Genomic DNA, 26481 nt, shown 5'->3' on the forward strand with positions numbered 1-26481 from the left:
GTCAGTCCTTGGTCGGAGTGATCAGAGCGGCGCCGATGGCGGCGACCGGTGCGGCGGAGACCACCCTCAGTCGCGAGGCGAGCTCGAGGGAGGCGAGGAAGGGCGAGGCCTCGGTCTGCCTGACGAGCGCGGCCGCGATCGCCTCGCGCAGCGGCTCACCGACCGTCGCCACTCCCCCGCCGATGACGACGCGTTCGGGGTCGACGGCAAGAGCGAGCGCGCGTACGGCGGCGGCGACGCCGTCGGCGAAGCGGTCACGGACCGTGACAGCGGCCGGGTCGCCCGCGGTCGCTGCCGCGAAGAGCGCGGCGGCGGGGTGGCCGGCGGCGGTCGGCCAGGCGGCCGCGAGCGCGGCGCCCGAGGCGACCAGCTCGAGACAGCCGCGCTGCCCACAGCCGCAGACCGGGCCCTCCGGGTCGACCGGAAGATGTCCGACCTCCCCGGCGGCGCCGTGGAAGCCGCGGCGGAGCGCTCCGTTGAGGTAGAGGCCGGCGGCCAGGCCGGTGCCGAGCGAGAGGTAGACCAGGTCGTCGACGTCCTCGACCGCGTGCGCGCCGAGCGTGGCCGCATTGGTGTCGTTCTCGAGAGTGACGACCGCTCCGGCCCGCGCGCCGAGAAGCTCCGCGAGGGGGAAGGCGTCACCGTCCAGACCGAGGTTGACCGCATGCTTCACGGTGCCCGCTCGGGTGTCGACTATGCCGGGGATGCCGACCCCGATCGAGCTGATCTCGCCGTCGTCGAGCGCATCCCGCAGACTCGCGACCACCGTGGCAGCGCTCTTCACGACGCCTTCGGCGCCCGGGGTGGTCGCGGCACGCTCCTCGGCCAGCACGGCCCCGTCCGGGCCGATCGCGATGCCGTGGATCTTGGTCCCGCCGATGTCGAGGCCGACCCGCGCTGGGCTCACCAGTGCGGGGCTCACCGGTCGGGGGCTCACCGGTCCCAGCCCGATCGTCGCAGGATCTCGGTCACGGCGGCCACGCCCGGCAGTGAGAAGCCCTGCGGGCACAGGCGCGGCAACCGACGTCCGTTGTACGTCCCAGGCCAGCCCCACTCCACCAGCACCGCGGCGCTGCGTAGCTCCGCGACGGTCTGGCCGACGTCGGGGCGCCGGTGGGCGTCGCGCACCTGCACGATGAGGGGTGCGTCGGGGAGCTCCGGGAGCGGTTCGCCCGGGCGCAGGACGACGTCCGGAGGAAGGCCCCAGCGGACGTCGCCGACGGCGATGTTCGCCTCGGTGTCGACGGTCACCACCCGGGCACCGGCGAGGTCCGGGAGCTCGGTGAGGTCGCTCGCCGTCGCGAGCGCGCGGCGGGCACCCTCGATCGAGCGCTGCTCGAGCTTCGGGTCGATGTCCGGGCGCTGCTCGGTTCCTGGGAAGTCGGCGAGCAGCCGGTCGATACGCGCGACAGCATCCTGGAGCCGCTCCAGCGCGAGCTCACTCGACTCGACCGCGGCCACGATCGCGGCGGCCGTGTCGCGGACCAGCGAGGCGGGCTTGTCGGGACCGAGGACGAGCAGGTCGGCCCCCGCCTCGAGCGAGAGCACCGCGGCAGCCGGGATCCCGCGCTCGGCAGAGGCTCCGGCCATGTCGAGGGCGTCGGTGACGATCGGTCCGTCGAAGCCCAGCTCGCGCAGCAGGCCCAGCACCGGCGCCGAGAGCGTGCCGGGCAGGTCGGGGTCCAGCGCCGGCACCACGATGTGGGAGGTCATCACCGAGGCGGCACCGGCCTCGACGGCCGCCTGGAACGGGACCAGCTCGCGCTCGTGAAGCGTCGCCAGGTCGGCGTCGAGGACGGGCAGGGCGACGTGGCTGTCCTGGCCGGTGTCGCCATGGCCGGGGAAGTGCTTGACGCAGGCGGCGACGCCGGCCGACTCCAGGCCCCGCACCCAGGCGGCGACGTGCTTGGCGGCCACGCCGGCATCGTGGGAGAACGACCGCGTCGCGATCACCGGGTTGTCGGCGTTGGAGTTCACGTCCGCGACGGGTGCCAGGTCGAGGTTGATGCCGGCTCGCGCCAGCCGCACTCCGACGGCCCGGCCGGTCTCCTCGGTCAGCGTGAGGTCGTCGGCCGCACCGAGGGCGGCGGCGCCGAGCACCGAGGAGCCGGTGAGCGCCTCCATCCGGGTGACGTCCCCGCCTTCCTCGTCGATGGTGATCACCGGGACCCGACCACCCAGGGCGGAGGCGGATCGGATCTCGGCCGCCAGGCGGCGTACGGACTCCTCACCGGCCTCGGTGTTGGTGCCGAAGAGGCAGATGCCGCCCAGACCCTCGCGGAGCAGGTCGGCGTAGTCGGCCGGCAGCGTGGAGCCTGCGAAGGCGGACACCTGGACGCGCAGCGCCAGGGTCTCGACGGCTGAGGAGGGCGGCATCACGACACTCCCAGCTCGCCGGCGAGGACGAGCACCGCAGCCCCGACGATGACGACGTCCTCGCCGAGCGTGGACGTACGGAACTCCAGCCGCTCGCCGCTGACCGGCATCGTCCGCTCGCGGATGATCCGATCGGCGGTCTCCCGCAGCGGTCCGTCGAGGAGATCGGCCGGCCCGGAGAGGACCAGCTCGTGAAGGTTGAGGGTTCCGACCACGGGCGCCAGTGCCTTTCCAAGATGTTCTCCGGCTTCCACGAGCGCATCGTCGTGGCCTGTCTCGATGCGTTCCCGCAGGCGCGGCACCGCGAGGAAGGTCTCCAGGCAGCCCGAGCGGCCGCACGCACACAGCGCGCCTCCGGGGTCGACGGTCACGTGGCCGACCTCACCGGCCGCGTCGACGAAACCATGGAGCAGCGCGCCCTCGAGCACGAGGCCGGCACCGACACCGGTGCCGACCCGGACGAGCATCAGCCCGCCGTCGCCGGACTGCCCGAAGGTGTACTCCCCCAGCACCGCCGTGTTGGCGTCGTTCGCCACGTACGTCGGTCGGCCGGTCTCGCGGCGCACGTGCTCGGCCAGGGGGACATCGGTCCAGCCCAGGTTGGGCGCGTCGATGACGGTGCCGTCGGCCGAGACGACACCTGGGCTGCCGATCCCGATGCCGAGGATCGGCCGGGCGGAGCCGGCGATCAGCTCGGTGACCAGATCCGTCACGAGACGTACGGCCTCGCTTCCGGTGCGTCCCTCCCGGCACCGGGTGGTGCGGTGGATGACGTCGCCGGTCAGGTTGAGCACGGCGCCGGCGACCTGGTCGTCCCCGGAGACGTCGATCGCCACGATGTGGGTGGCGTCGGCGGCCAGCCCGATCAGCATGGGCGGCTTCCCCACCCGGCTCTCCACCGGCGCGCCGAGCTCCTCGACGAGCCCGTCGTCGAGCAGGCTCCCGACCAGGTCGGAGACCGTCGCCCGGGTCAGACCGGAGGATCGAGCCAGGTCGGCGCGGCTCGCGGGGCCCACCGCGAAGAGGTGCTGGAGCACCAGAGAACGATGATGACGCCGCGCATCTTCCTGTAGCAGTTTCCCGATCGGCCGCAACGTACGCCGTCTCGCCTTCGACATGTTTGTTAGTCCATCGTACTTATTAATGGCGCGTCAAGTCGACGCGGCCTTTTCCCCGCCGAGACGTCACATTCTGACGCCGAAAGGTCAGTTTCTGACGATGAGGCGTCAGTTCCTGGACCGCTCGGCGTCAGGAACTGACGCCTCGCGACCATAAATCGACTCCTCGGGGGCAGAAGCTGACCTCTCGACGGGTCAGGCGATGGCGGCGAGCTGGGCACGGGTCGGGACGAACGGTTGGACTCGGAGGGACATGTGGGCCTCCTCTGGGGTGCGGTTGCCTTTGCGGCCGTTGCACCTGCCGCATGCCGCCACGGTGTTCATCCATGTCCACCTGCCCCCGCGCGACTGCGGCAGCAGGTGGTCGATGGTGCGAGCGTGGCCGCCGCAATAGGCGCAACGATGCTGGTCCCGCTTGAGCACTCCCTCGCGGGAGTAGCCGGCCGGGCGGTACATCCAGTGCATGGCGATGTAGCGGACCAGCCGCACCGCCTTCGGCCATGGATGTGGCCCGATCATCTTGTCGCCCTGTTGCTCGTGGACCACCGCCACCTCGCGGAACAGCATCCGCACGGCATGCTTGAACGAGACCCTCCCGAGCGGCTCGAAGGAGGCGTTGTACAGCGTTACTGCACCCATGGTCGTGGTCATGCTCGGTTACCTCCCAGGAGAGTCGGATAGAGATCGCGTGTTGATTCGGACAGAAACAAAAAGGGCCGCCCCAGCGAGACGGACATGTCTCGCAGGAGCGGCCCGGAGTGATCCGGTGCGGCTATGCACCCAGGTCACTGTCGGCTCCCGCGGGCATGAGGGTCACGCTCGTGCGCAGCGGTCAGCGACCAGGCCGCCGGGGCGGTGGTCGAGTGCTGCGCGTTCATGGCTGGACCTTCGGTTGGGCTTGGATGGCTGACCCCGGCGCGAACCGGGTGCTACCAGAGTAGAACGAACACCCTCCACCTACCAACGGTTTTCGCAGGTCAGCCCCATGTCGTTCCGGTTAACTACACCCGACTCGCATCGTTTGTGCCCGTTAGCGACGAGATCTGCCGATCTGGACTGGACTGACCACCAAGCCAATTCCTGGGTATGGTCGGCCCATGGGCTTGACCTCCGCTGAGCTGCTCGACCTCGTCCTCGACCCAGGCACGTGGACTCCCTGGGACGCCCCGCCGTCTTACGGCGAGATCCCGGAGGCGTACGCCGCCGACCTGGCTCGCGCGCGAGAGCGCGCCGGGACCGACGAGTCGGTGGTCACCGGAGAGGCCCGGATCTCCGGACGACGGGTGGCCGTGGTGCTCTCGGAGTTCCGGTTCCTCGCCGGGTCGATCGGGCGCGCGTCGGCCGAGCGGCTGATCGCCGCCGTGGAGCGGGCGACACGGGAAGGGCTGCCGCTGCTGGCCGGGCCGGCCTCGGGCGGGACCCGGATGCAGGAAGGTACGCCGGCGTTCGTGCAGATGGTGCGCATCGCCGAGGCGGTCACCCGACACAAGGCGGCCAGGCTCCCCTACCTCGTCTACCTGCGCCACCCCACCACCGGCGGGGTGATGGCCTCCTGGGGCTCTCTGGGACACGTCACCGTCGCCGAGCCCGAGGCGCTCCTGGGCTTCTTGGGGCCGAAGGTCTACGAGGTGCTCAACGGTCGGCCCTTCCCCTCCGGCGTCCAGGTCGCGGAGAACCTCTTCGCCCACGGCCTCGTCGACGGCGTCGTACCTCCCGACGAGCTCGCCGGGCTCGTCGACCGCGTACTCACCATCCTCGACCTCCGGCGCGAGACGTCACTAGCGTCGCCCGAGACGTCACTCGCGTCGGCCGAGAGGTCACCGGATGACGCCTCGGCCGACGGGAGTGACGCTTCGGCCGACGCGCGCGACTTCTCGGCGATCGACACGTGGGACGCGATCACGCGGTCCCGGCGGGCGGACCGGCCCGGGGCGCGAGCGCTGCTCCGGATCGCGGCCTCGGACGTCGTACCTCTCAACGGCACCGGGCAGGGCGAGCGCGATCCGGGCCTGATCATCGCGCTGGCCCGGTTCGGGTCGGCGCCGTGTCTGGTGCTGGCCCAGGACCGGCGCGAGCAGGCACATCAGCCGCTGGGTCCGGAGGGGCTGCGCGAGGCACAGCGCGGGATGAAGCTCGCCGCCGGCCTGGGCCTCCCCGTCGTCACAGTCATCGACACCCCCGGCGCCGCGCTGTCGGCCGAGGCGGAGAACGGCGGCATCGCCGGCGAGATCGCGCGTACGCTGGGAGCGCTCGTCAACGTCGAGACCCCGACGCTCAGTCTGATGCTCGGCGAGGGCAACGGTGGCGGCGCGCTCGCCTTCCTCCCCGCCGACCGGGTGGTCGCCGCCCAGCACGCCTGGCTCTCTCCGCTCCCGCCGGAAGGCGCGAGCGCGATCGTGCACGGCAACTCCGACCACGCCGCCGAGATGGCCGAGGCACAGCGGGTCCTGGCAGTCGACCTCCAGCAGATCGGCGTGGTCGATCGGATCGTCACGGAGTCCCCCGACGCCGCCGACGAGCCCGTGGCCTTCTGCCGCCGGGTCGGCGCGATCTTGGAGGACGAGCTGCTCGCGCTGCTCGCCGCCGGCCCGGGCGCCCCGGCGACTCGGGCTGCTCGTTACGCGCGCTGACTCACTCCGATCCGAGGACACCCACCGCAACGTCCGCCACGATGGGTGGCTCGGCGCTGCCGACTCCGGCAGCAACCCCACCGTCGATCGGAGTCTCTCGTGCCTCAGATCAACCGTCTCCTCGCCGTCGCGACCATCTCGCTCGCCACGGCCCTACCCGTTCTAGGCGCCATCCCGGCGCAGGCCCACGACGGGCGCTTCAGCGCACTGACGTACAACATCGCCGGCCTCCCCGAAGCCATCTCCAGCGCCCCGACACCCCGCAAGAGCGCCACCAACGAGATCGGCCGACGGATCGACGAGTTCGACATCGTCAACGTCCAGGAGGACTTCAACTACCACGCCTACCTCTACGAGACCGACGTGCACGCCCACCGCACCCCTACCTCGGGCGGAGTGCCGTTCGGCAGCGGGCTGAACAGCCTGCACCACCAGCCGTACGAGACGCTCGATCGCGTCACCTGGAAGCACTGCTGGATCGGCTCGGCCGACTGCCTGACCCCGAAAGGGTTCACCTTCCACCGCGCTCAGATCGCCCCGGACACCTGGATCGACGTCTACAACCTGCACGCCGACGCCGGCGACGGCGACCTGGACGAGGCCGCTCGACGCGGAAACCTCAAGCAGCTGACGGCGTACATCTCCGAGCACTCCGCCGGCAACGCCGTCCTGGTCATGGGCGACACCAACACGCGCTACACCCGCGAGGGCGACCGCATCTCCGACTTCGCTGCCGCCAACGGTCTCACCGATGCCTGGGTGGAGCTGGTACGCAGCGGTGACGAGCCCGACCGCGGCAGCCCCGCCCTGGGGTGCCCGGAGGTGAACCCGGGCGTGGAGTGCGAGGTCGTCGACAAGGTGCTCTACCGCGACGGCGACGGTGTCGATCTGAGTGCGACCTCCTACCGCAACCTGGACGCAGACTTCCGCGAGGACGGCACCGACCTGATGGTCTCCGACCACTTCCCCATCGCCGTCGACTTCAGCTGGACCACCGATTGATCGGCCAATCCCTTGCGCAGGGGCTGAACACGTGTTTAGCATTGAACATGCGTTCAGCCCTTGCCGACCAAAGCACCCGCGAGCGGATCCGCGACGCGGCCGTGCTCCGGTTCGCGCGTGACGGCTTCGGTGCCTCGGTCCGCACGATCGCCATCGACGCCGGCGTGAGCCCGGCCCTCGTGATGCACCACTTCGGCTCGAAGGACGCCCTCCACGCCGAGTGCGACGAGCAGGTGCTCACCGAGATCCGGGCGGCGAAGAACGAGACGATCGACGAGCTGGCCTCGGGTGAGGGCATCCTGCACAGGTTCGCGGCCGCGGACGAGTACGCGCCGATGCTCGGTTACGTCCTCCGCTCGCTGCAGGACGGTGGCCCGGTCGGCCGCGCCTTCATCGAGCAGATGATCGAGGACGCGGTCGGCTACACCAAGCACGGCATCGAGGCAGGGCTGATCAAGCCAAGCCTCGACGAGACGGCCAGGGCCCGCTATCTGGTCCTCTCCGCTCTCGGCTCGCTCATGCTCGAGCTGACCCTCAACCCGTCCGAGGACCCCAGCGACATCAGCGGCATGGTGCGGAGCTTCCTGGGAACGAGCTATCTCCCGATGATCGAGCTCTACACCCAGGGTGTCTTCACCACCCGCCGGATGCTCGACGAATACCTGCTCTACGTCCCGGACCCGCCGCAGGAAGCCGCCACGGAGCCCCCGTCTGAATGACGCCAGGCCCCGTCGGCGTACGTCCTCCTACTCTCCCAACGCGGAAGCGAGTTCCTCATGCCCGAAAACATCCCTGCGGTCGAGATCGCGGGCCTGCACAAGTCCTACGGTTCGTTCAAGGCCCTGGACGGCCTCGACCTGACCGTCGAGCCCGGCCAGGTTGCCGGTTTCCTCGGCCCCAACGGCGCCGGCAAGTCCACCACCATCAAGGTCCTGCTCGGGCTGCTGCGCGCAGACGCCGGCACCGCACGCCTCTTCGGCGGCGACGTGTGGCGTGACGCGGTCGAGCTGCACAAGCGGATCTCGTACGTCCCCGGCGACGTGTCGCTGTGGGCCAACCTCACCGGTGGCGAGTGCATCGACTACCTCACCCGGCTCAAGCCGGGCGGCGACAAGGCCCGACGCAAGGCGCGCCGGGCCGAGCTGCTGGAGCGGTTCCAGCTCGACCCGACGAAGAAGGCGCGCACCTACTCCAAGGGCAACCGGCAGAAGGTCGCCCTGGTCGCGGCCTTCCTCGACGAGTCCGACCTCTACATCTTCGACGAGCCGACCTCGGGCCTGGACCCGCTGATGGAGGCCGTCTTCACCGAGTACGCCCGGGAGGCCAAGGCCGCGGGCTCGTCGGTGCTGCTCTCCAGCCACATCCTCAGCGAGGTCGAGAAGGTCTGTGACACCGTCACGATCATCCGGGCCGGGGTCGCCGTCGAGTCCGGCACGCTCGACGAGCTGCGCCACCTCACTCGCTCCGCGGTCGTCGCCACCGTCGGCGGCGACCCGTCCCCGCTGGGCAGCCTCGAGGCCGTCAACGACCTGGTGACCAGCCAGAACGGTGCCGGCACCCGGGTCGCCTTCGACGTGGACAACCACGCCGTCGGTGACGTGCTCAAGACGCTGACCGACCTCGACGTACGCGGTCTGACCATCACCCCGCCGTCGCTCGAGGAGCTCTTCATGCGGCACTACGGTGACGTCATCGAGACGGAGGACGCTCGATGAGCGCGCTTGCTCCGGCTATGCCGAGGCGTACGGCGCTGGACTCTTTCGCCGGCACCTGGCACCTGACCCGGTTCATGCTGCGACGCGACCGCGTGCGGCTCACCGTCTGGACGGCCTCGCTGCTCGCGCTGTACGCCTACTTCGTCACCGCCCTAGGCACCGTCTACCCCACGGCCGAGGACCGGCAGGGACGCGCCGACCTGATGCAGCAGCCGGCATCGGTGTTCCTCGGCGGGCCCAACTACGGGCTCGACGACTACACGATCGGCGCCATGTTCGCCAACGAGATGACCCTGTGGATGATCGGGCTGCTCGGCGTGATGAACATGTTCGAGGTCGTGCGCAACACCCGCGCCGAGGAGGAGAGCGGTCGGGCCGAGCTGGTCCGGTCCGGCGCCGTCGGGCGACACGCGGCGGTCGCCGCCTCCCTGCTGACGGTGGTCATCGCCAACGTCGTCTTCGCCCTGCTCGGCAGCGCGCTGCTCATCACCGCGGGGGACCTCGCGGTCGCCGACACCTTCGCACTCTCGACGGCGATCGCCGTCAGCGGACTGGTCTTCGCCGCCGTCGCCCTGGTCACCTCGCAGCTGACCACCCACGGGCGCGGCGCCACCGGTCTCGCCCTCGCGGTCCTGGGTGTCTCCGTGCTGCTGCGCGGCATCGGCGACCTGCAGGCCGGGCCCGGCGAGCACGGCACCTGGCTCTCCTGGCTCTCACCGATCGCGTGGACGCAGCAGATGCGGGCGTACGTCGATCTGCGCTGGTGGCCGCTCGCGCTGAGCGTCGTAGCGGTCCTGGTGCTGCTCGCGCTCGGAGCCTTCCTGGCCTCGAAGCGGGACTTCGACGGGGCCCTGCTCACCGGCGGCTCGGGCCGAGCCGAGGCGCCCTCGATGCTCTCGAACCCGCTCGCGATGTCGTGGCGCCAGCAGCGGATGGCGCTGTTCTGGTGGTTCCTCGGCACCTTCGTGATGTTCGGCGCGACCGGCACCTACCTCGGCGAGGGGGTTGAGGAGATGATGAAGGACATCCCCGGCGGGACCGAGATGTTCGGCGACGACCCGCTCACCGGGTTCCTGGCGATCATGATCCTGTACGCCGCGCTGGCCGCTGCCGGGTATGCGATCGCCACCACCCTGCGGACCAAGAGCGAGGAGACCGAAGGCAGGCTGGACATCACCTTGGCCAAGCCGGTCTCGCGGGGCCGCTGGTTCGCCGCGCACCTCTTGGTCGTGGCCTTCGGCGCCTTCGTACTGACCATGGTCTCCGGTGCGCTCGCGCTGTGGGCCGGTGCGCTGGTCAACGGCGAGGTCGAGCTGGCGACGTTCCTGAAGGGCGGCGCGGCGTTCCTGCCCGCAGTCGCCGTCTTCATGGCGCTGACCGCTGCCCTGTACGCCTGGGTCCCGAAGATCACGCCGGTCGTCTGGGCGCTCTTCGCGTTCACCGCCATCACCGGGATGTTCGGGCCCCTCTTCGACCTCCCGGACGCCGTAGCCGGCATCTCCCCCATCTGGTGGGTCGGCCGCTACCCGCAGGAGCCCATCGAGGCATCACACATGATCGGCCTCAGTGTGGTCGCAGCCGTTCTGCTCCTGGCTGCGTTCGTCGGCTTCCGCCGCCGCGACATCACGAGCTGACGCCCTGCCGAGACGTCACGTACGCCGGTCGAGTGGGCACCGAGGTGCCCACTCGACCGGCGTTACTGACGTCTCGTCAAGGGTGACAGCAACTAATCAGCAGGTACCCACCGTGTCGCTAGGACGGGCCACGCAGGTGTCACTCCCACCTTCGCCATATACGACGTCTTCACCCGAGCCGCCGTCGAGGTTGTCGTTCTGGTCGCCTCCCGCGATGTAGTCGGATCCAGAGTCACCGCGAACAACGTCTGCTCCTGTGCCACCGAAGAGGCTGTCGTGGCCAGAACCTCCCCAGAGCCGGTCGTTGCCGGCCTCACCGAGGATGTAGTCGTTCTGGTCACCACCTTGGATCTGGTCTGCGCCACGGCCGCCGTAGATGTCATCGACTCCAGTTCCACCGGAGATTCGGTCATCGCCGACACCGCCCCAGACCAGGTCCCCACCAGCACCCGCTGCGACGATGTCGTTGCCGTCGCCTGCAGTGATCGCATCTGTTCCGCTCTCACCCCAGATACGGTCGCTGCCGGTGCCGCCATACAGGTCATCGCTGCCACGTCCACCGTTGATCTTGTCGGCTCCGGGTCCGCCGTAGAGGAAGTCAGGTCGGGCACCGCCTCTGATGGTGTCGTTGCCAGCGTTGCCATGGATGTGGTCCTGAGAGTCGCCCCCCAGGATGACATCGCTGCCATACCCACCGCTGATGAGGTCGACGCCGGATCCGCCATCGATGAGGTCATTGCCCCCACGTCCATCGATCACGTCACCGCCACCTCGACCGCAGATCACATCCCTGCCGGATGTTCCGCGGAGCTTGTCGTCACCGGACGTGCCGACGATCGTGCAACGTACGCCGGTCGAAGTTGTCGCCGCGCTTGCGGGGCTCGCCACGAGCACGGTCGCCGAAGCGGCCATCGCGACGATCCCGGCGAGCAGCGTGCGCCCCGTCAGGAGCACCATTCCTGCCTCCAGAAGATCCTCAGGCCCGCGTCAGCGCGGGCCTGAGGATAGTTCCAGATCCGATACCGGCCTGGGTAGCGAATTGACGTTCTGTGGAGCGATTGTCGAATGTCAGAACAGCAGGGCTGTGCTCGGGTCTCCGACGATCTTCGCCACGTCGGCCAGGTAGCGGGAGCCGGCCTCGCCGTCGATGTGGCGGTGGTCGAAGCTGAGCGCGAGGGTGCAGACGTCGCGGGGCTCGATGCGCTCGTCGTCCCCGGTGCCGACGATCCACGGCTGGCGCTTGAAGGCGCCGACCGAGAGGATCGCGGACTCGCCCGGGTTGATGATCGGGGCGCCGCCGTCGATGCCGAACGGGCCGATGTTGGTGATCGTGAACGTCCCGCCGGCCTGGTCGGCCGGCGGGGTCTTGCCGGTACGCGCGGTCGCGGTCAGCTCGTTGATCGCGGCGCCGAGCTCGACCAAGGACATCCGGTCCGCGCCCTTCACGTTCGGCACCTGCAGGCCCCTGGGCGTGGCCGCGGCGATGCCGAGGTTCACGTACTCCTTGAACACGATCTCCTGGGCGGCCTCGTCCCACCAGGAGTTGATGATCGGCGTACGTCGCATCGCCAGCAGCGCCGCCTTGGCCACGATCAGCAGGGGGCTGACCCGGACCTCCGCGAAGTCACGGTCGGTCTTGAGCTCGCCGACCAGCTCGGACGTACGGGTCACGTCGATCGTCGTCCAGATCGTCACGTGCGGCAGCGTGAACGCGGAGTCGACCATCGCCTGGCCCATCTGCTTGCGCAGGCCCTTGATCGGCTCGCGCCGCTCACCACCGACCGGCGCTGCCGGCTCGACCGGTTCGCGTGTCTCGGCCGGCGGAGCGCCCTTCAGCGCCTCCACGTCGGCCGTGGTGATCACGCCGTCCTCGCGCTCCGGCGTGACGGTCGCCAGGTCCACCCCCAGGTCGCGCGCCAGCTTCCGGGCGGGCGGCTTGGCCAGCACTCCGTTGCCCGCGGCTGCGGCGGGCGCGGCGGCGGTGCGGTTGCGGCGTACGACGGCGTCTTCCTTGGAGCCGTAGCCGACCAGGGTCAGGGGCTTCTCGGGCTCTTCCTGCTCGGGAACCGACGTCTCGGCGTCAGGAACCGACTCCTCGGGGTCAGGAACCGACTCCTCGGGGTCAGAAACTGACGTCTCGGGGTCAGGAACTGACTCCTCGGCGGAGTCGCCGATGCGGATGATCGGGGTGCCGACCTGGACCTCGGTGCCGACCTCGACCAGCAGCGCTTGCACCACCCCGGCGTACGGAGAAGGCAGCTCGACCACGGACTTGGCGGTCTCGATGTCGCAGACGGGGTCGTTGACCTTGATGACGTCGCCGACGGCGACGTGCCATTCGACGATCTCGGCCTCGGTGAGGCCCTCGCCGACGTCGGGCAGCTTGAACTCGTTCACCATGCCAGGCTCCTGTCCACGGCGTCGAGGACCCTGTCGAGGTCCGGAAGGTAGTGCTCTTCGGCCCGCGCCGGCGGATAGGGCGTGTCGAACCCGCCCACGCGCAGCACCGGCGCCTCCAGGGAGTGGAAGCAGGTCTCGGTGATCCGGGCCGCGAGCTCGGCGCCGAGGCCGAGGTTGACGTGGGCCTCGTGGACGACGACGGCACGGCCCGTACGCCGCACCGACTCGAGCACCGGCGCCATGTCCAGCGGCGAGAGGGTGCGCAGGTCGATCACCTCGAGCGACTTGCCCTCCCCCGCGGCCGCCTCGGCGGCGGTCAAGGCAGTCTTCACGGTGGGGCCGTAGGCGAGCACCGTCACGTCGGAACCGGACCGCACGACCCGCGACTCGAACAACTCCCCCGGCGTCGCGTCGACGTCGACGTCGGCCTTCGTCGAGTGGTAGAGCCGCTTCGGCTCGAGGAAGATGACCGGGTCAGGATGGGAGATCGCCTGCTGGATCATCCAGTAGGCGTCGACCGGGTTCGAGCAGGCCATGACCTTGAGACCGGGCGTGTGCGCGAACTGCGCCTCCGGCGACTCGCTGTGATGCTCGACGGCCCCGATGCCGCCGCCGAACGGGATCCGGATGACCATCGGCATCGCGACCCGGCCGCCGGAGCGGTAGTGGAACTTCGCCACCTGGGAGACGATCTGGTCGTAGGCCGGGTAGACGAATCCGTCGAACTGGATCTCTACCACCGGCCGATAGCCCCGCAGCGCGAGACCGACCGCCGTGCCGACGATCCCCGACTCCGCCAGCGGCGTGTCGATCACCCGCGCCTCGCCGAAGTCCTTCTGGAGCCCGTCGGTGATCCGGAAGACACCGCCGAGACGGCCGATGTCCTCACCCATGAGGACGACCTTCGAGTCGTCCTCCATCGATCGCCGCAGCCCGGCGTTGAGCGCCTTCGCCAGCGTCATCTTCATCGGGAGGCCCCCTCGAGGTCGAAGGAGGAGAGGTACGCCGCGTAGCCGTCGCGCTGCTCGCGCAGCTCCTCGGGCAGCTCGGTGTAGACGTTGTCGAAGAGCTTGACCGGGTCGGGCTCGGGCAGGGCATGGATCCCGGCGCGCAGGCGTTCGCCGAACTCGTCGGCCTCGGCCTCCACCTTGGCGAAGAACGAGGTCGAGGCGCCGCCGCCACGGCGCAGGTAGGCCTCCACCCGAGCGACCGGGTCCTTGAGCTTCCAGGCCTGGACCTCGTCGGAGAGTCGATAGCGGGTCGGGTCGTCGGTGGTGGTGTGCGCGCCCATCCGATAGGTGTAGGCCTCGACCATCGTCGGCCCGCCGCCCTCGCGAGCCCGCTTGAGCGCCGACTTCATCACCTCGTACGTCGCCAGGACGTCGTTGCCGTCCACGCGGATGCCGGGGAAGCCGAAGCCCTGGGCGCGCTTGTAGAGCGGCACCTTGACCATCTGCTCGACCGGCTCGGAGATGGCCCACTGGTTGTTCTGGCAGAAGAAGACGACCGGTGCGTTGTAGGTGGCGGCGAAGACCATCGCCTCGTTGACGTCGCCCTGCGATGAGGCGCCGTCACCGAAGTGGGCCACGACGGCCGTGTCCCGGGTCGGGTCGCCGGTGCCGACGAGACCGTCCATCTGCACTCCCATCGCGTAGCCGGTCGCGTGCAGCGTCTGGGCGCCGATGACGATCGTGTAGAGCCCGAAGTTGTGCTCGGCGGGGTCCCACCCGCCCTGGTCGGTGCCGCGGAACAGTCCGAGCAGCTGCATCGGGTCGACCTCCCGGCACCAGGCCACGCCGTGCTCGCGGTAGGTCGGGAAGACGAAGTCCTGGGGCGCGAGCGCGCGGGCCGCGCCGATCTGCGCCGCCTCCTGGCCCAGCAGCTGAGCCCACAGGCCCAGCTCGCCGTGGCGCTGCAGCGCAGTGGCCTCGACGTCGAGGCGGCGGGTCAGCACCATGTCGCGGTAGAAGCCGCGTACGGCCTCGTCCTCGGGGCGGTCGGGTGAGAACTCGAAGTCCGGGTGCGTGACCCGTTCTCCCTCGGGGTTCAGCAGCTGCACCATGTCGGTGTGGCTGGGACTCGGATCCAGAAATTCAGTCATCACGCTTCCTTCACACGGGGTGGGGTCGCCACCGCTGGCCATGTCGTACGCAGACTTGTGATCTGTCACACATCGACATAGTCAAACGGTACCCGCCCGCGGTTGCTTCCTCAGTCACACGCGAATTCGATGGTTGGAGCGAGGCCTCGTCGCTAGAGTCGCCTCCCCCACGAACCGCCACGGAGGCGCCGATGTCCGATCCTTACGGTTACAACCAGCCCTACCCCGTGCCCGCCGCTCCCATCGAGCGGCCGAAGACCGTGACGTACGCCGTGATCGGCATGTGGATCGGCGGCCTGCTGACCGTCGTCTCGTTCCTGTTCCTCCTCACCATGGACATCGCCGAGATGAAGGCGCAGATGGTGACGGAGATGGAGAAGCAGCCCACGTACGACCCCTCGGTCATCGACGCTCAGGAGATGGCGGACATGTTCGTCCCGATCATCCAGATCGGCGGCGCCGTCCTCGGGCTGATCACGCTCGGGCTTTGGATCTGGATGGCGATCATGAACGGGAAGGGCCGCAACTGGGCGCGCATCACCGGCACCGTCTTCGGCGCCCTCTCACTGGCCTCCAGCCTGTCGAGCGTCGGCAGCATGGCGGGCAACGCCGCGCTCGGCGGGATGACCATGCCCATGTCCGGCGGAAGCGTCGTGCTCGCGGTCGTGAACCCGCTGCTGGTGATCGCGATCCTGGTGCTGCTGTGGCTGCGGCCGTCGTCGGCCTACTTCAGCTCGGTCGGCGCCGCGAGGCGACAGCAGCGCACCGGATACTGAGAGGTTCACTCATCGGTAGACAACTAAGCAAGCGCTTAGTAAGTTTGTCGAACGGGATCGTCCCCAGATCCAGGAGATGAGGAACCGATGACTCGAATCACCCGAGTGGAGTCGCTCAAGAGCGACCTCGGCGTGGCTGATCTGGTGGACCTTTCGGCCCCACAGCTCAACGAGGGTGAGGTGCTGGCGCGGGTCGAGCGCTTCGCTCTCACCACGAACAACATGACCTACGCGGTCTACGGCGACGCCCTGAGGTACTGGAATCTGTTCCCAGCCGAGCTGCCCGGGCACGGCTGCATGCCGGCGTGGGGGCATGCGGAGATCGTCGAGTCGAGGTCGTCCGAGGTACCTGTGGGGACTCGGATCTTCGGCTACTTCCCCCTCGCGACCCACCTGACGATGCGACCCACGACGGTCACCTCTCGCAGCTTCATCGACGGCGCCGAGCACCGCACCGGGACGCCCCAGGTCTACAACCTCTACGAGCTCCAGCCACAGGATGCAGATCCGCGGCTGGACAGTCTCACCGCCATCTTCCGCGCCCTGTTCATCACCTCCTACACCGCAGCGGACTACCTGCGTGAGCGCGACTTCTTCGACGCCGAGCAGTTCGTGATCTCGAGCGCCTCGAGCAAGACGGCGTACGGCATCGCCTACTGCCTCGCCGACTCTCCGGCCGAGAAGATCGCGCTCACCTCCGCCCGCAACATGGACTTCGTCAAAGGTCTCGGCCACTACGCGGAGGCACATGAGTACGCCGATCTGACAGCCGTCGACCCGGGCCGACGGACCGTCTATGTCGACCTGTCAGGCGACGGTGATCTGCGCCGGCGGGTGCACGAGCACTTCGGTGACCAGCTCGCGTTCGACTGCCTCGTCGGGTCGACTCAGGCCGAGGGCTTCCCCGAGGAGGACGCCAGCCTCGTGGGACCGGCTCCGGTCTTCTTCTTCGCAGCCCTCCAGCTCGACGCCTACAAGGCGGAGGGCCAGTCGCGTGCTTTCATGCAGCGCTACCGACGCGACGAGCGTGAGTTCCTCGAGCGTGTGGGAGGGCCGGACCGGCCAGCGATCAAGCTGGTCGAACACGCCGGTCTCGAGGACGCCCCGGCCGTCATCGCCGAATTCCACGACGGATCGACGGACCCCGTCGCCGGTCACGTGTTCATCCCCAACGCGGGGTGACACCGAACGACGCGCCCCGAGTTCGTCTCAGCCGAGCGACTCGCGTCCGTGCGGCTCGTCCCAACCAGAGAGGTCGGGGCCGGCGGGGACGATCTGAGTTGGGTTCAGGTCGGTGTGGACGATGTAGTAGTGCTGCTTGATCTGCTCGAAATCGAGCGTCTCGCCGATCCCCGGGGTCTGGTAGAGGTCGCGCGCGTAGGCCCACAGCGCCGGGAATTCGGCGAGCTTCTGCCGGTTGCACTTGAAGTGGCCGTGGTAGACCGCGTCGAAGCGAGCCAACGTCGTGAACAGCCGGATGTCGGACTCGGTGAGCTGGTCGCCGACCAGGTAGCGCTGCCGCGACAGCCGCTCCTCGAGCCAGTCGAGAGCCGTGAAGAGGCGGTCGTACGCCGCGTCGTACGCCTCCTGAGAGCCGGCGAAGCCACACCGGTAGACCCCGTTGTTGATCTCGGTGAAGACTCTCTGGTTGACCTCATCCATCTCCCCACGGAGATCGCGCGGCCACAGGTCGGGCACGTCGTCGGCGAAGAAGTCGGTCCACTCATGGAAGAAGTCGTGGGTGATCCACGGGAAGTCGTTGGTGACGACCTTGCCTGAGGCCTCCTCGACGATCGCCGGCACCGTGATGCCGCGCGGATAGTCGGGGTAGCGCTCGAGGTAGGCCTGCTGCAGCCGCTCGATCCCCAGCACCGGGTCGATGCCGCCGGGGTCGAGATCGAAGGTCCACGACCTGGCGTCGTGGGTCGGGCCGGCGAGACCGAGGGAGATGACGTCCTGGAGCCCGAGCAGGTTGCGGACGATGATCGCCCGGTTGGCCCACGGGCAGGCGGCGGCCGCGATCAGCCGGTAGCGGCCCGGTTCGACGGGCCACAGCGGGACGTCGCTCGACCCGAACTCCGGCTTCCGCGCGTCACGGGTGATCCGGTCCGGGATGTAGTTCATGTCCCGGTTGAACTCGTTGCCTGGCTGGATGTAGGTCGCCTTCTCCCCCATGCACCTCACCTTAGGCGCTGGGTCGGAACGTGAACCAGCCAGGCGACGAAGTCGAGCCTCAGGCCGTACCCCAGCTCTCGACGCGCCATCCACCGCCCTCCCGGACGAGGACGACGATCATCGACTCGTCCGCGACCGGGCCGTCCTCGGCGGCGTACGAGACGGCGACGGTGACGCGGGCGGTCTCGCCTTCCACATCGGGCTCAGCGAAGACCATGGTCCGGGTCACCGCGCGCGGGCTGGGGTCGGCATAGGTTCGTTCGCCCTCGGCGGCGTCGATCATCGCGCGGGCGCCACCGCCGTCGAGGAGCTCGTCGCCCTCGTCGGAGGCGAGCTCGTAGAGGGTGGCCGCCGAGGTCGTCTCCATGAACTCGCGGGAGACCTCGGCCGGCCCCGAGGCGCGCGCCATCCACCAGAGCGCGAGCGCGGCAAGAGCCACGACCGCCACCAGCAGTCCGGAGATGCGTACTCCGCGACGCCAGCGGCGGCCGCGGGTCACGATGCTCGCCCGCTGCGGAGGCTGTCCCACGAGCAACACCGTAACTTCACTCCTGCTGGTCCGGGGCCACATCGACCGAGACTGTCGAGGTCGAGGGTGGCTTCGACATTGACGACCCCGCGTCAGCTCCGACGAGCCGCGGCCTCCTGGGCAATGGTGGTGGCGAGGTAGCGGGAACCCTAACGGCCCGCGAGCTCGTGCGCTCGAGAACGGGCCGAAATCAGGTGAGCGAAACTTGGCTGGAAACAGGTGGAATACCACGATGCCGAGACTGCTAGATCAGAATACGTTGATTGGTAATCGGGTTTCGTCTGGACCGGCTTCCAAAGCGGATTCCCTTAAAGAATCGCCCCAGCCCACCGATTCATACGGACGCCGTCACCCGCGACCGTGCCTGCCGAGATCCGCATCCGAGAACAGCGCTGATCCGCCGCCGGCAGCCGATGTGAACAGCCATCGCACACGCCGGCCGTCACCTTCGTCGAGGCTTATATACCTTTTTACCCGCGATCAACACTGGAACGTATGAAATCGAACAGGATCGCGGCCTTTAGTCCCAAATGACGACATATCAGAAAATGCCTCTGAAACCGAAGGCATCGCGCCCATAAGAACCAATAGGTAAGAGAAAGTCCTTGACTTTAAGGTTATGGGCGTCTCAGGATTCATTCGGTACGACCCAACAGCAAACAAAGGAGATCTCGTGAACTCTCGGGCTCGAATCGCCGCTGTCGTCACCGGACTCGCAATGGCCACGGTCGCCGCACCAGCCATGGCCAGTCCTGTGCCACCTCCAAGTCCTGACTGCCCAGTCCCGGAAACACCGGGCCCGAGCGTCCCGGTCCCCGGCTGCCCGGTTCCGGACAACCCGGGCCCGGGCATTCCGGACACCCCGGACACCCCGGACACCCCCGACGCGCCGGACGCTCCGGACGCCCCCGAGGTCCCGGACGCGCCGGACGCCCCTGAGGTCCCTGACGCCCCTGAGGTTCCGGACAGCCCTGAGGTCCCGGAAACCCCGGTCCCGGACGTTCCTGACGCCCCCGAGGTTCCGGACAGCCCTGAGGTCCCGGAAATCCCGGTCCCGGACGTTCCTGACGCCCCCGAGGTTCCGGACAGCCCTGAGGTCCCGGGCACCCCGGCCGCGGACGTTCCTGTACCGGACGTTCCGGTCCCGGACGCTCCCGTTCCGGACGTCCCCGTTCCGGACGTTCCCGTTCCGGACGTTCCCGTTCCGGACATTCCGATCCCGGGCACTCCTGAGCTGCCCAACGTCACCGACAGCCTGCTGGGCATCATCAACAGCGTCCCGGTCGTCGGCCCTGTCCTGACCGACCTCCTCAGCTCGATCCTCGGGAAGCTCCCGGTGCCGTAAAGCCACACATCAGAACCCACATAGCAGAGGTCCAGCAGCGCGGGGTGCTGCTGGACCTCTGCTATGTGGCCGAACGCCGTTCTCAGCCCTTCGGGAACGAACCCGCGAGCTCGATGAGGCGGGTGTTGGCCTCCGCCTCGCCGATCGAGACGCGCACGCCCTCCGGCGGGTAGGGACGAACCATCAGGCCGATCTCGTCGGCACCCGCAGCGAACTCGGCGCAGCGGTCGGCCGACCCGAAGGCGAACCAGACGAAGTTGCCCTGGGCATCGGGGACGTCCCAGCCGGCGGCGCGTGCGCCCTCGACGACGCGGACGCGCTCGGTCACCAGGTCGTCGACGCGGGCCAACAGCTCGGTCTTCCGCTCGAGCGAGGCGACGCCGGCCGCCTGCGCGACCACGTTGACCCCGAACGGCAGCGCCATCGCCCGCAGGGTGGCGGCGATCGGCGCGGGCGCGAAGGCGTAGCCGACCCGGAAGCCGGCGAGCCCGTAGGCCTTGGAGAAGGTGCGCAGCACGACGACGTTCGGCCGGGACCGGTAGGTGGCGATGCCGTCGACGGCATCGTCCATGCGGACGAACTCGGCGTAGGCCTCATCCACCACGACCAGCACGTGCTCGGGCACCTTCGCGAGGAAGGCATCGAGCTCGGTCTGGGTGACCGAGGTGCCGGTGGGGTTGTTGGGGGTGCAGACGAAGACGACCTTCGTACGCTCCGTGATGGCCGCCGCCATCGCGTCCAGGTCGTGGTGGCCGTCGGAGGCGACGGGCACCTTCACCGCGGTCGCGCCGGCGGCGAGAACCGCGATCGGGTAGGCCTCGAAGCTGCGCCAGGCGAAGACGACCTCGTCCTCCGGTCCGCAGTAGGCCGAGACCAGCTGGAAGATCAGCGCCACCGCGCCGGTCGAGAGCGCGAGCTCCTCGGCGGGAACCTGGTAGTTCGTCGCGAGCGCCTCGTAGAGCTCGGTGTTGCCGGCGTCGGGATAGCGGTTGACCCGTCCCGCCGCCGCGGCGGCGATCTCGACGACCCCGTCGAGCGGCGGGTACGGGTTCTCGTTGGAGGAGAGCTTGTAGGTCACCAGCCCCGGCCGCTCGGCCGGCGGCTTGCCCGCGACGTACGCAGGCATCGCAGCGACACTGGGGCGAGGCTGTGGGGTGGTCATGATCACAACTCTAGGTCGGGATGACCTCGCCCCCGTAAACCACGGGGACGTCTCGGCCGACCACGATGTCGAGCGGGTTGGTGACGCAGCGGACCGACCCGCCGCCGAGGTGGAGCTCGCTCATGTCGACGATCCGGATCGTGAAGCCCCAGCCCTCGAGAACGGCGCGGATACGGTCCGGGCAGGACGGCATCACGATGGTGCGGCCGATCACGATCGAGTTGGCGGCGAACGTGCTGAGCGCCTCCTCCTCGGTGATGACCAGCGGCTCCGGGATCAGGTCGAGGAGCGCCTGCGCCGACTCGGGAGCGAGCGCGTCCGGACAGATGATCGCTCGGCGCTCGTCGAGCGGGCAGAAGGCCAGGTCGAGGTGGTACATGCCGGCGTGGGTCGTGCGCACGCCCAGCACCCGCACGTGCATCTCGGCCGCCAGCGTCTTCAGCGCCATCTCGTCGGTGCGCGGCCCGGTGCCGGCGACCAGGTGGCCGGCGAACGGGAAGACGTCCCCCGCCTCGAAGGTCGGCCCGATGCCGTCCTTGCCGACGTACGCCGTCCCCCAACCGTTCGCGGCGAACCACTCGACCGCGGTGAGCGTCTCGTTGCGGCGCTCGGGGAAGCGCATGTGGGAGAGGAGCACGTGGCGCCTGCCGAAGCGGAGCCCGAGGCGATCGGCACTGTCGTCTGCAAGGGTGGCCGCGAAGCCGAGGTTCATCGCGTAGACCATGTCGGGGCTGTCCTCACGGGGCGCGATGACGTCGACGCGCCCGCCGAGCTCCTCGATGGTCGCCCTGAGGGTGTCCCACTGCGCGCGAGCACGGACCGGATCCGGCTGGATCTCGGTGTCCATGAACGGGTTGATGGCGTAGTCGATGCGGTAGTGCGTCGGCTCGGTCATCAGGTAGTGACGTCCCCAGCTCAGCGATGTGCTCACTCGTTAACCCCTCTCAACTCTGATCGTAAGATCGTCCGATTGCCTGATTGACTGATTGTCAGACAATCCTCTGCCGATAGGTTAGTACACGAACGGTCAGCACCGGAAGACAGCGCAGGTAGGACAATGGGGCCCATGTTCGAGTCGCTCACCCTGGACGAACCGGCCTCGACGGTCGACCGAGTCGCCGACGAGCTCCGCCGGGCGGTGTTCGAGGGCGAGCTCGAGTCCGGCACGCCGCTGCGCGAGCACGGTCTCGCCGAGTCCCTGGGGGTAGGCCGCTCCACGGTCCGCGAGGCGCTGACCATCCTCGTCGCCGAGGGACTGGCCACCCGCGCCCCGAACAAGGGCGTCGCCGTCGCCACCCCCGAGGCCGCTTCGGTCCGCGACGTCTGTGCCGCCCGTTGGGTGCTCGAGGGCGCCGGGGTCCGCAACTGGGGGAACGCCTCCACGGAGAACCGCAAGGCTGTGCACGATTCACTCGATGCGTACATCTCGGCGGTCCACTCGGACCACTCGACCTACCGCGAGCTCAACGAGCGCCACCTCGCCTTCCATCTCTCGCTCGTCGCGCTGACCGGATCTCCGCGGCTCGTCGCGATGCAGGAGCACCTGGTCCTCGAGCTCAAGCTCGCCCTCGCCCAGGTCGACCGCATCCGCCGTAACGCCCACGACCAGGCAGAGGACCATGCGGCCCTGGTCCGTCTCCTGGACGCCGACCACATCGATGACGCCGAGCGGTTCCTCCAGAAACACCTCTCCGATGCGGCCCACTCGATCTGCAGAGCGCTGGGTCTGGAGAGGTGAGGCTCCAGCGACCGGGCGGTCGAGACCGACACGTCCGCCACGCCGGTCGCTCAACCCTTACGTGCGGACGCGGAGCCTGCGACACTCAACGCCATGCGCATCGTGACCTGGCTCATCACCAACGCCATCGCCCTGGCCGTGGCAACCTGGCTCGTCGACGGGATCTACTTCGACGGCCCCACCAGCGGCATGGCCGAGATCAAGCACAAGCTGCTTCCGCTGCTGCTCGTCGCCCTGGTGCTCGGCATCGTGTCGGCGTGGGTGAAGCCGATACTGAAGTTCGTGGCGTTCCCGTTCATCCTGCTCACCTTCGGCCTGCTTCTGCTGGTCATCAACGCGGCGATGCTCGGCTTGACCGCGTGGATCCTCGGTCCGACCGAGATCGGTTTCCACGTCGACGGGTTCTGGGCAGCGGTGCTCGGCGGCATCATCATCTCGATCGTCGGCTGGGCCTTGGACCGGGTCTGGCCGGAAACCGCCAGCTGAGGCCCAGAATCGGCATTCGGCCCGCATTCTTGGCCGAAATGTAAAACTCGGGTCATGAAGATCGCGGTCGTCTGCCTGGGCAACATCTGCCGTTCTCCGATGGCAGAGGTGGTGTTGCGGGATCGTCTGGACGGTTCCGGGCTCGACGACGTGGAGCTCGTCTCGGCCGGCACCGGTGGCTGGCATGCCGGCGAGAAGATGGACCGCCGCGCGGCCGCGACGCTGCTCGAGGCGGGCTATGACCCCGAGCGTCACCGGGCCCGGCAATGGCCGGTCGGGGACCCCGAGACGTACGATCTCGTGCTTGCGATGGACGCGGACAACCTGGCTGACCTGGCCGATCTGGCTGGTCAGACACCAGCGAGCAGGCTGCGGATGTTTCGTGATTTCGATCCCGAAGGCCCCGGCGATGTGCCCGATCCCTATTACGGTGGTGCCGAGGGATTCCGGGAGGTGCTGGCCATGGTGGAGCGTACGAGTGATGCGATCGTCGCGTCCCTAGCCACGTCGAGGCGCGGTTCGTGACCCGCCAGCCCGCGGTCGCCCGACGTGCCGAACAGCTGCTCGGGGCCGCGGTGGTGAGCACATCTCCAGTTGCGGGCGGTGACACCTCTACCGCCACCAAGATCCGGCTCAGTGACGGCTCGCTGGTGCTGATGAAGGCGCTCTCCCCCGCTCGTGACGACTTCGTCGCCGCCGAGGCCCGCGGGCTTCGCTGGCTGGAGGAGTCGGGCGCCGTGAAGGTCCCCGAGGTGCTTGCGGCCGAGCCCGACTGCCTGGTGCTGCGCTGGGTCGATCCCGGCCGCCCCAACGCCGAGACCGCCGAGGAGCTCGGCCGCTCGCTCGCGGGCCTGCACTCCGCTCCGGTCTCGGGGTTCGGTGCCGAGAAGGACGGGTTCATCGGCCGGCTGCCGATGCCCAACAAGCCTGCGGACAGCTGGGCCGAGTTCTACGCCGTACGCCGACTGCTCCCCTATCTCAAGGCCGCTCGCGACCGCGGCAACATCGACGCCGCCGGCGCCGAGCGCGTCGAGCAGGTCGTCGGGAAGCTGACGTCGCTGATCCCGGAGGAGCCGCCCGCCCTTCTCCACGGCGACCTCTGGAACGGCAACGTGCTCTGGGACCGGAGCGGCGACGCCTGGCTCATCGACCCCGCTGCGTACGCCGGTCATCGTGAGGTCGACCTCGCGATGCTCGCGCTCTTCGGCCTCCCCCATCTGGAGCGGATGATGGCCGCCTACGAGGACGCGACCCCCCTCGCCGAGGGCTGGGAGGACCGTCAAGGCCTCCACCAGCTCTTCCCGCTCCTCGTCCACGCCGCGATGTTCGGCGGTGGCTACGGCGCCCGCGCCTCCACCGTGGCTGCTCGCTACCTCTGATACGGAAAAGCAGAAAACCCCTGGTTACCCAGGGGTTTTCGGTGTGGCGGTGACGGTGGGATTTGAACCCACGGTAGGTCGCCCTACACAACATTTCGAGTGTTGCACCATCGGCCGCTCGGACACGTCACCGCCGAATAAGTTACAACCTCGGGTGGTCTTCGCCGAAATCGGGGCCGCTTCGCTGGGCGCCGAAGAAGTCCTCCAGCATGGCGCGCTGCTCCTCGGCCATCAGCCCGGCGACGACCTCGGGTCGGTGGTTGAGCCGGCGGTCGCGTACGACGTCCCACAGCGATCCCACCGCACCGGCCTTGTCGTCGAAGGCACCGAAGACGATCCGCTCCACCCTCGCCAGGACCGCGGCACCCGCACACATCGTGCACGGCTCCAGGGTCACCACGAGCGTGCAGCCCTCCAGGCGCCACTCACCCCGTGCCTTGGCCGCCTCGCGCAGCGCGACCACCTCGGCATGTCCGGTCGGGTCGGCCTCGGCCTCGCGTACGTTGCGCCCGGTGCCGATCACGGCCCCGGACGCGTCCACGACGACCGCGCCGATCGGCACGTCACCGGTCGCCAAGGCAGCGCGACCCTCGTCGAGGGCTGCCCGCATCGGGGCCTCCCAGCGGTCGGCTGCGATCACGCGGGCATGAGGCCGACGGCGTCGTCGAAGGCCTCGCCACAACCGATCGCTCGGGCGATCTCGGAGAGAGTCTCGTCCGGGTAGAGGTCGTCTTCGAACATGTCGTCCAGCAGCATGCCCATCTCGACCGCGCTCATCCCGAAGTCGGCGAGGATGCCGAGGTCGCCGGCAGGATCGGCCTCTTCCTCCTCCTCGACCTCCTCCGGCAGCGGCAGCCCGAGCACGTCGAGAGCCGACGCTGCCAGCTCCCACTCGTCGGCCGCGGTCACGTCGGAGAGCAGCACCCTGGTCGCGGCGCCGGTGACCCGGACGATCACGAAGAAGTCCTCGTCGATCGCCGCCATCGCGATCGCGCCGCCATCGCCTGGAAAGCGGTGGAGCGCGTGCGTCAGAGTCTCGACATCGGTCAGCAGGTCGTGCGCCAGCTCGCGCACAACCCAAGCTCCGTCCTCGCGATACATCGCGACGGCGAAGTCAACACCCTCGATCTGCTCCAGCTGATCAGACACACGACCAGAGTGACATCCAAACAGCCCGAGGTCTAGGGGGAATTGGTGACCTTAAGGGGAACCAACCGTAGGGTTCAGCCCATGGAGACCCTCGTTGTGGACCACCCGCTCGTCGCCCACAAGCTCACCACGCTGCGTAACAAAGAGACCGATTCCTCGACTTTCCGGCGGCTTGCGGACGAGCTCGTCACTTTGCTCGCCTATGAGGCGACCCGCGGAGTGCGCGTCGCGCCGGTCGACATCGTCACTCCGGTGGCCCAGACCCAGGGCGTACGCCTCACCGACCCGCAGCCCCTGATCGTCCCGATCCTGCGGGCCGGTCTCGGGATGCTCGACGGGATGATCCGGCTGCTGCCGACCGCCGAGGTCGGCTTCCTCGGCATGGTCCGCAACGAGGAGACGTTGGCTGCGACGACGTACGCCGAGCGTCTGCCCGCCGACCTCTCCGGCCGGCAGTGCTACGTGGTCGACCCGATGCTGGCCACCGGCGGCACCCTGGCCGCAGCGATCGACTTCCTGGTCTCGCGCGGCGCCGACGACATCACCGCCGTCACCCTCCTGGCCGCTCCTGAAGGCATCAAGGCCCTCGAGAACGCCCTCGCCGGCGTCGACGCTCCGGTCCGGCTCGTCACCGCGGCCCTCGACGAGAAGCTCAACGAGAAGGGCTACATCGTTCCCGGGCTCGGGGACGCCGGCGACCGGCTCTACGGCGTCGCGGGCTGAACCAGCGAAGTCGCCGCTGGTCGAGCCACGAGGCCGCCTGCGG

At 68.9% G+C, this 26481-nt stretch carries 27 protein-coding genes and 1 tRNA gene; 13 read left to right on the forward strand and 15 right to left on the reverse strand.

Annotated elements, in window-relative coordinates:
* Position 1: 1 nt before the first annotated feature.
* From BJ988_RS22185 to BJ988_RS22200, 4 genes are all read right to left on the reverse strand, one after another.
* Entirely contained in the window at positions 2-922 is a 921-nt protein-coding gene (locus tag BJ988_RS22185) for an ROK family protein (RefSeq protein WP_343051733.1), read from the reverse strand.
* A gap of 11 nt (positions 923-933) precedes the next feature.
* Positions 934-2376, reverse strand: a complete 1443-nt coding sequence (locus BJ988_RS22190; RefSeq protein ID WP_179660059.1) for a glycoside hydrolase family 3 protein — start codon at positions 2374-2376, stop codon at positions 934-936.
* Positions 2376-3413 carry an ROK family transcriptional regulator gene (locus tag BJ988_RS22195; protein ID WP_343051734.1) on the reverse strand — a complete coding sequence of 346 codons (1038 nt, stop codon included), beginning with the start codon at positions 3411-3413 and terminating at the stop codon, positions 2376-2378. Before BJ988_RS22195 ends, BJ988_RS22190 begins: the two co-directional genes overlap by 1 nt.
* 276 nt (positions 3414-3689) lie before the next feature.
* Complete coding sequence (locus BJ988_RS22200) at positions 3690-4145, reverse strand: HNH endonuclease (protein ID WP_246321549.1); 456 nt, start codon at positions 4143-4145, stop codon at positions 3690-3692.
* 446 nt (positions 4146-4591) lie between these two features.
* On the opposite strand from BJ988_RS22200, the gene BJ988_RS22205 reads away from it, so the two are divergent.
* The 5 genes from BJ988_RS22205 (at position 4592) to BJ988_RS22225 (ending at position 10475) form a co-directional block, all read left to right on the forward strand.
* The gene (locus BJ988_RS22205) at positions 4592-6124 is read left to right on the forward strand and encodes a carboxyl transferase domain-containing protein (protein ID WP_179660061.1); all 1533 of its coding nucleotides are present in this window, start codon (positions 4592-4594) and stop codon (positions 6122-6124) included.
* Positions 6125-6223: 99 nt separating this feature from the next.
* Entirely contained in the window at positions 6224-7126 is a 903-nt protein-coding gene (locus tag BJ988_RS22210; protein ID WP_179660062.1) for an exonuclease/endonuclease/phosphatase family protein, read from the forward strand.
* Positions 7127-7173: 47 nt separating this feature from the next.
* Positions 7174-7845, forward strand: a complete 672-nt coding sequence (locus tag BJ988_RS22215) for a TetR/AcrR family transcriptional regulator (RefSeq protein ID WP_179660063.1) — start codon at positions 7174-7176, stop codon at positions 7843-7845.
* Between the two features lie 57 nt (positions 7846-7902).
* Entirely contained in the window at positions 7903-8841 is a 939-nt protein-coding gene (locus BJ988_RS22220) for an ABC transporter ATP-binding protein (protein ID WP_179660064.1), read from the forward strand.
* Positions 8838-10475 carry an ABC transporter permease gene (locus BJ988_RS22225; RefSeq protein WP_218861043.1) on the forward strand — a complete coding sequence of 546 codons (1638 nt, stop codon included), beginning with the start codon at positions 8838-8840 and terminating at the stop codon, positions 10473-10475. Before BJ988_RS22220 ends, BJ988_RS22225 begins: the two co-directional genes overlap by 4 nt.
* A 96-nt stretch (positions 10476-10571) precedes the next feature.
* Here BJ988_RS22225 and BJ988_RS22230 read toward each other — a convergent pair whose 3' ends face one another.
* From BJ988_RS22230 to pdhA, 4 genes are all read right to left on the reverse strand, one after another.
* Positions 10572-11432, reverse strand: coding sequence for a calcium-binding protein (locus tag BJ988_RS22230; RefSeq protein ID WP_179660065.1), 861 nt, complete (start codon positions 11430-11432; stop codon positions 10572-10574).
* Between the two features lie 111 nt (positions 11433-11543).
* Complete coding sequence (locus BJ988_RS22235; protein ID WP_179660066.1) at positions 11544-12875, reverse strand: dihydrolipoamide acetyltransferase family protein; 1332 nt, start codon at positions 12873-12875, stop codon at positions 11544-11546.
* Positions 12869-13843: an alpha-ketoacid dehydrogenase subunit beta gene (locus BJ988_RS22240; protein WP_179660067.1), complete on the reverse strand. Its 975-nt coding sequence runs from the start codon at positions 13841-13843 to the stop codon at positions 12869-12871. The genes BJ988_RS22235 and BJ988_RS22240 overlap by 7 nt, the downstream gene beginning before the upstream one ends.
* Positions 13840-14976: a pyruvate dehydrogenase (acetyl-transferring) E1 component subunit alpha gene (pdhA, locus tag BJ988_RS22245; protein WP_179660068.1), complete on the reverse strand. Its 1137-nt coding sequence runs from the start codon at positions 14974-14976 to the stop codon at positions 13840-13842. The genes BJ988_RS22240 and pdhA overlap by 4 nt, the downstream gene beginning before the upstream one ends.
* Before the next feature lie 191 nt (positions 14977-15167).
* On the opposite strand from pdhA, the gene BJ988_RS22250 reads away from it, so the two are divergent.
* Both BJ988_RS22250 and BJ988_RS22255 read left to right on the forward strand, forming a co-directional pair.
* The gene (locus tag BJ988_RS22250) at positions 15168-15752 is read left to right on the forward strand and encodes a hypothetical protein (RefSeq protein WP_179660069.1); all 585 of its coding nucleotides are present in this window, start codon (positions 15168-15170) and stop codon (positions 15750-15752) included.
* 87 nt (positions 15753-15839) lie between these two features.
* On the forward strand, positions 15840-16934 hold the full coding sequence (locus BJ988_RS22255) for a DUF2855 family protein (RefSeq protein ID WP_179660070.1): 1095 nt from the start codon (positions 15840-15842) through the stop codon (positions 16932-16934).
* 27 nt (positions 16935-16961) lie between these two features.
* Here the strand turns inward: BJ988_RS22255 and BJ988_RS22260 are convergent, their stop codons facing one another.
* Together BJ988_RS22260 and BJ988_RS22265 are read right to left on the reverse strand one after the other, a co-directional pair.
* On the reverse strand, positions 16962-17927 hold the full coding sequence (locus BJ988_RS22260) for a glutathione S-transferase family protein (protein ID WP_179660071.1): 966 nt from the start codon (positions 17925-17927) through the stop codon (positions 16962-16964).
* 58 nt (positions 17928-17985) lie between these two features.
* Entirely contained in the window at positions 17986-18456 is a 471-nt protein-coding gene (locus tag BJ988_RS22265; protein WP_179660072.1) for a hypothetical protein, read from the reverse strand.
* A gap of 673 nt (positions 18457-19129) precedes the next feature.
* Between BJ988_RS22265 and BJ988_RS22270 the strand changes: the two genes are divergently transcribed.
* The gene (locus BJ988_RS22270) at positions 19130-19801 is read left to right on the forward strand and encodes a hypothetical protein (RefSeq protein ID WP_179660073.1); all 672 of its coding nucleotides are present in this window, start codon (positions 19130-19132) and stop codon (positions 19799-19801) included.
* 82 nt (positions 19802-19883) lie between these two features.
* Here the strand turns inward: BJ988_RS22270 and hisC are convergent, their stop codons facing one another.
* Together hisC and BJ988_RS22280 are read right to left on the reverse strand one after the other, a co-directional pair.
* Complete coding sequence (hisC, locus tag BJ988_RS22275) at positions 19884-20963, reverse strand: histidinol-phosphate transaminase (protein ID WP_179660074.1); 1080 nt, start codon at positions 20961-20963, stop codon at positions 19884-19886.
* A 10-nt stretch (positions 20964-20973) separates the two neighbouring features.
* On the reverse strand, positions 20974-21894 hold the full coding sequence (locus BJ988_RS22280; protein ID WP_179660075.1) for an arginine deiminase family protein: 921 nt from the start codon (positions 21892-21894) through the stop codon (positions 20974-20976).
* A gap of 135 nt (positions 21895-22029) precedes the next feature.
* Between BJ988_RS22280 and BJ988_RS22285 the strand changes: the two genes are divergently transcribed.
* The 4 genes from BJ988_RS22285 to BJ988_RS22300 all read left to right on the forward strand — a co-directional run bounded on the left by BJ988_RS22285 (position 22030) and on the right by BJ988_RS22300 (position 24566).
* Complete coding sequence (locus BJ988_RS22285) at positions 22030-22701, forward strand: GntR family transcriptional regulator (RefSeq protein WP_179660076.1); 672 nt, start codon at positions 22030-22032, stop codon at positions 22699-22701.
* A gap of 93 nt (positions 22702-22794) precedes the next feature.
* Complete coding sequence (locus BJ988_RS22290; protein WP_179660077.1) at positions 22795-23187, forward strand: phage holin family protein; 393 nt, start codon at positions 22795-22797, stop codon at positions 23185-23187.
* Positions 23188-23241: 54 nt separating this feature from the next.
* Positions 23242-23712 carry a low molecular weight protein-tyrosine-phosphatase gene (locus tag BJ988_RS22295; protein WP_179660078.1) on the forward strand — a complete coding sequence of 157 codons (471 nt, stop codon included), beginning with the start codon at positions 23242-23244 and terminating at the stop codon, positions 23710-23712.
* Complete coding sequence (locus tag BJ988_RS22300; protein WP_179660079.1) at positions 23709-24566, forward strand: fructosamine kinase family protein; 858 nt, start codon at positions 23709-23711, stop codon at positions 24564-24566. Before BJ988_RS22295 ends, BJ988_RS22300 begins: the two co-directional genes overlap by 4 nt.
* Before the next feature lie 44 nt (positions 24567-24610).
* On the opposite strand, the gene BJ988_RS22305 is transcribed toward BJ988_RS22300, so the two are convergent.
* From BJ988_RS22305 to BJ988_RS22315, 3 genes are all read right to left on the reverse strand, one after another.
* Positions 24611-24698, reverse strand: a tRNA-Ser gene (locus BJ988_RS22305).
* A gap of 10 nt (positions 24699-24708) precedes the next feature.
* Complete coding sequence (locus BJ988_RS22310; RefSeq protein ID WP_179661639.1) at positions 24709-25176, reverse strand: nucleoside deaminase; 468 nt, start codon at positions 25174-25176, stop codon at positions 24709-24711.
* 26 nt (positions 25177-25202) lie between these two features.
* Positions 25203-25715 carry a tRNA adenosine deaminase-associated protein gene (locus tag BJ988_RS22315; RefSeq protein ID WP_179660080.1) on the reverse strand — a complete coding sequence of 171 codons (513 nt, stop codon included), beginning with the start codon at positions 25713-25715 and terminating at the stop codon, positions 25203-25205.
* Between the two features lie 81 nt (positions 25716-25796).
* On the opposite strand from BJ988_RS22315, the gene upp reads away from it, so the two are divergent.
* Positions 25797-26438 carry a uracil phosphoribosyltransferase gene (upp, locus tag BJ988_RS22320; protein ID WP_179660081.1) on the forward strand — a complete coding sequence of 214 codons (642 nt, stop codon included), beginning with the start codon at positions 25797-25799 and terminating at the stop codon, positions 26436-26438.
* The last annotated feature ends 43 nt before the right edge of the window (positions 26439-26481 follow it).

This window comes from Nocardioides panzhihuensis (assembly GCF_013408335.1).
Classification (GTDB): Bacteria; Actinomycetota; Actinomycetes; order Propionibacteriales; family Nocardioidaceae; genus Nocardioides; species Nocardioides panzhihuensis.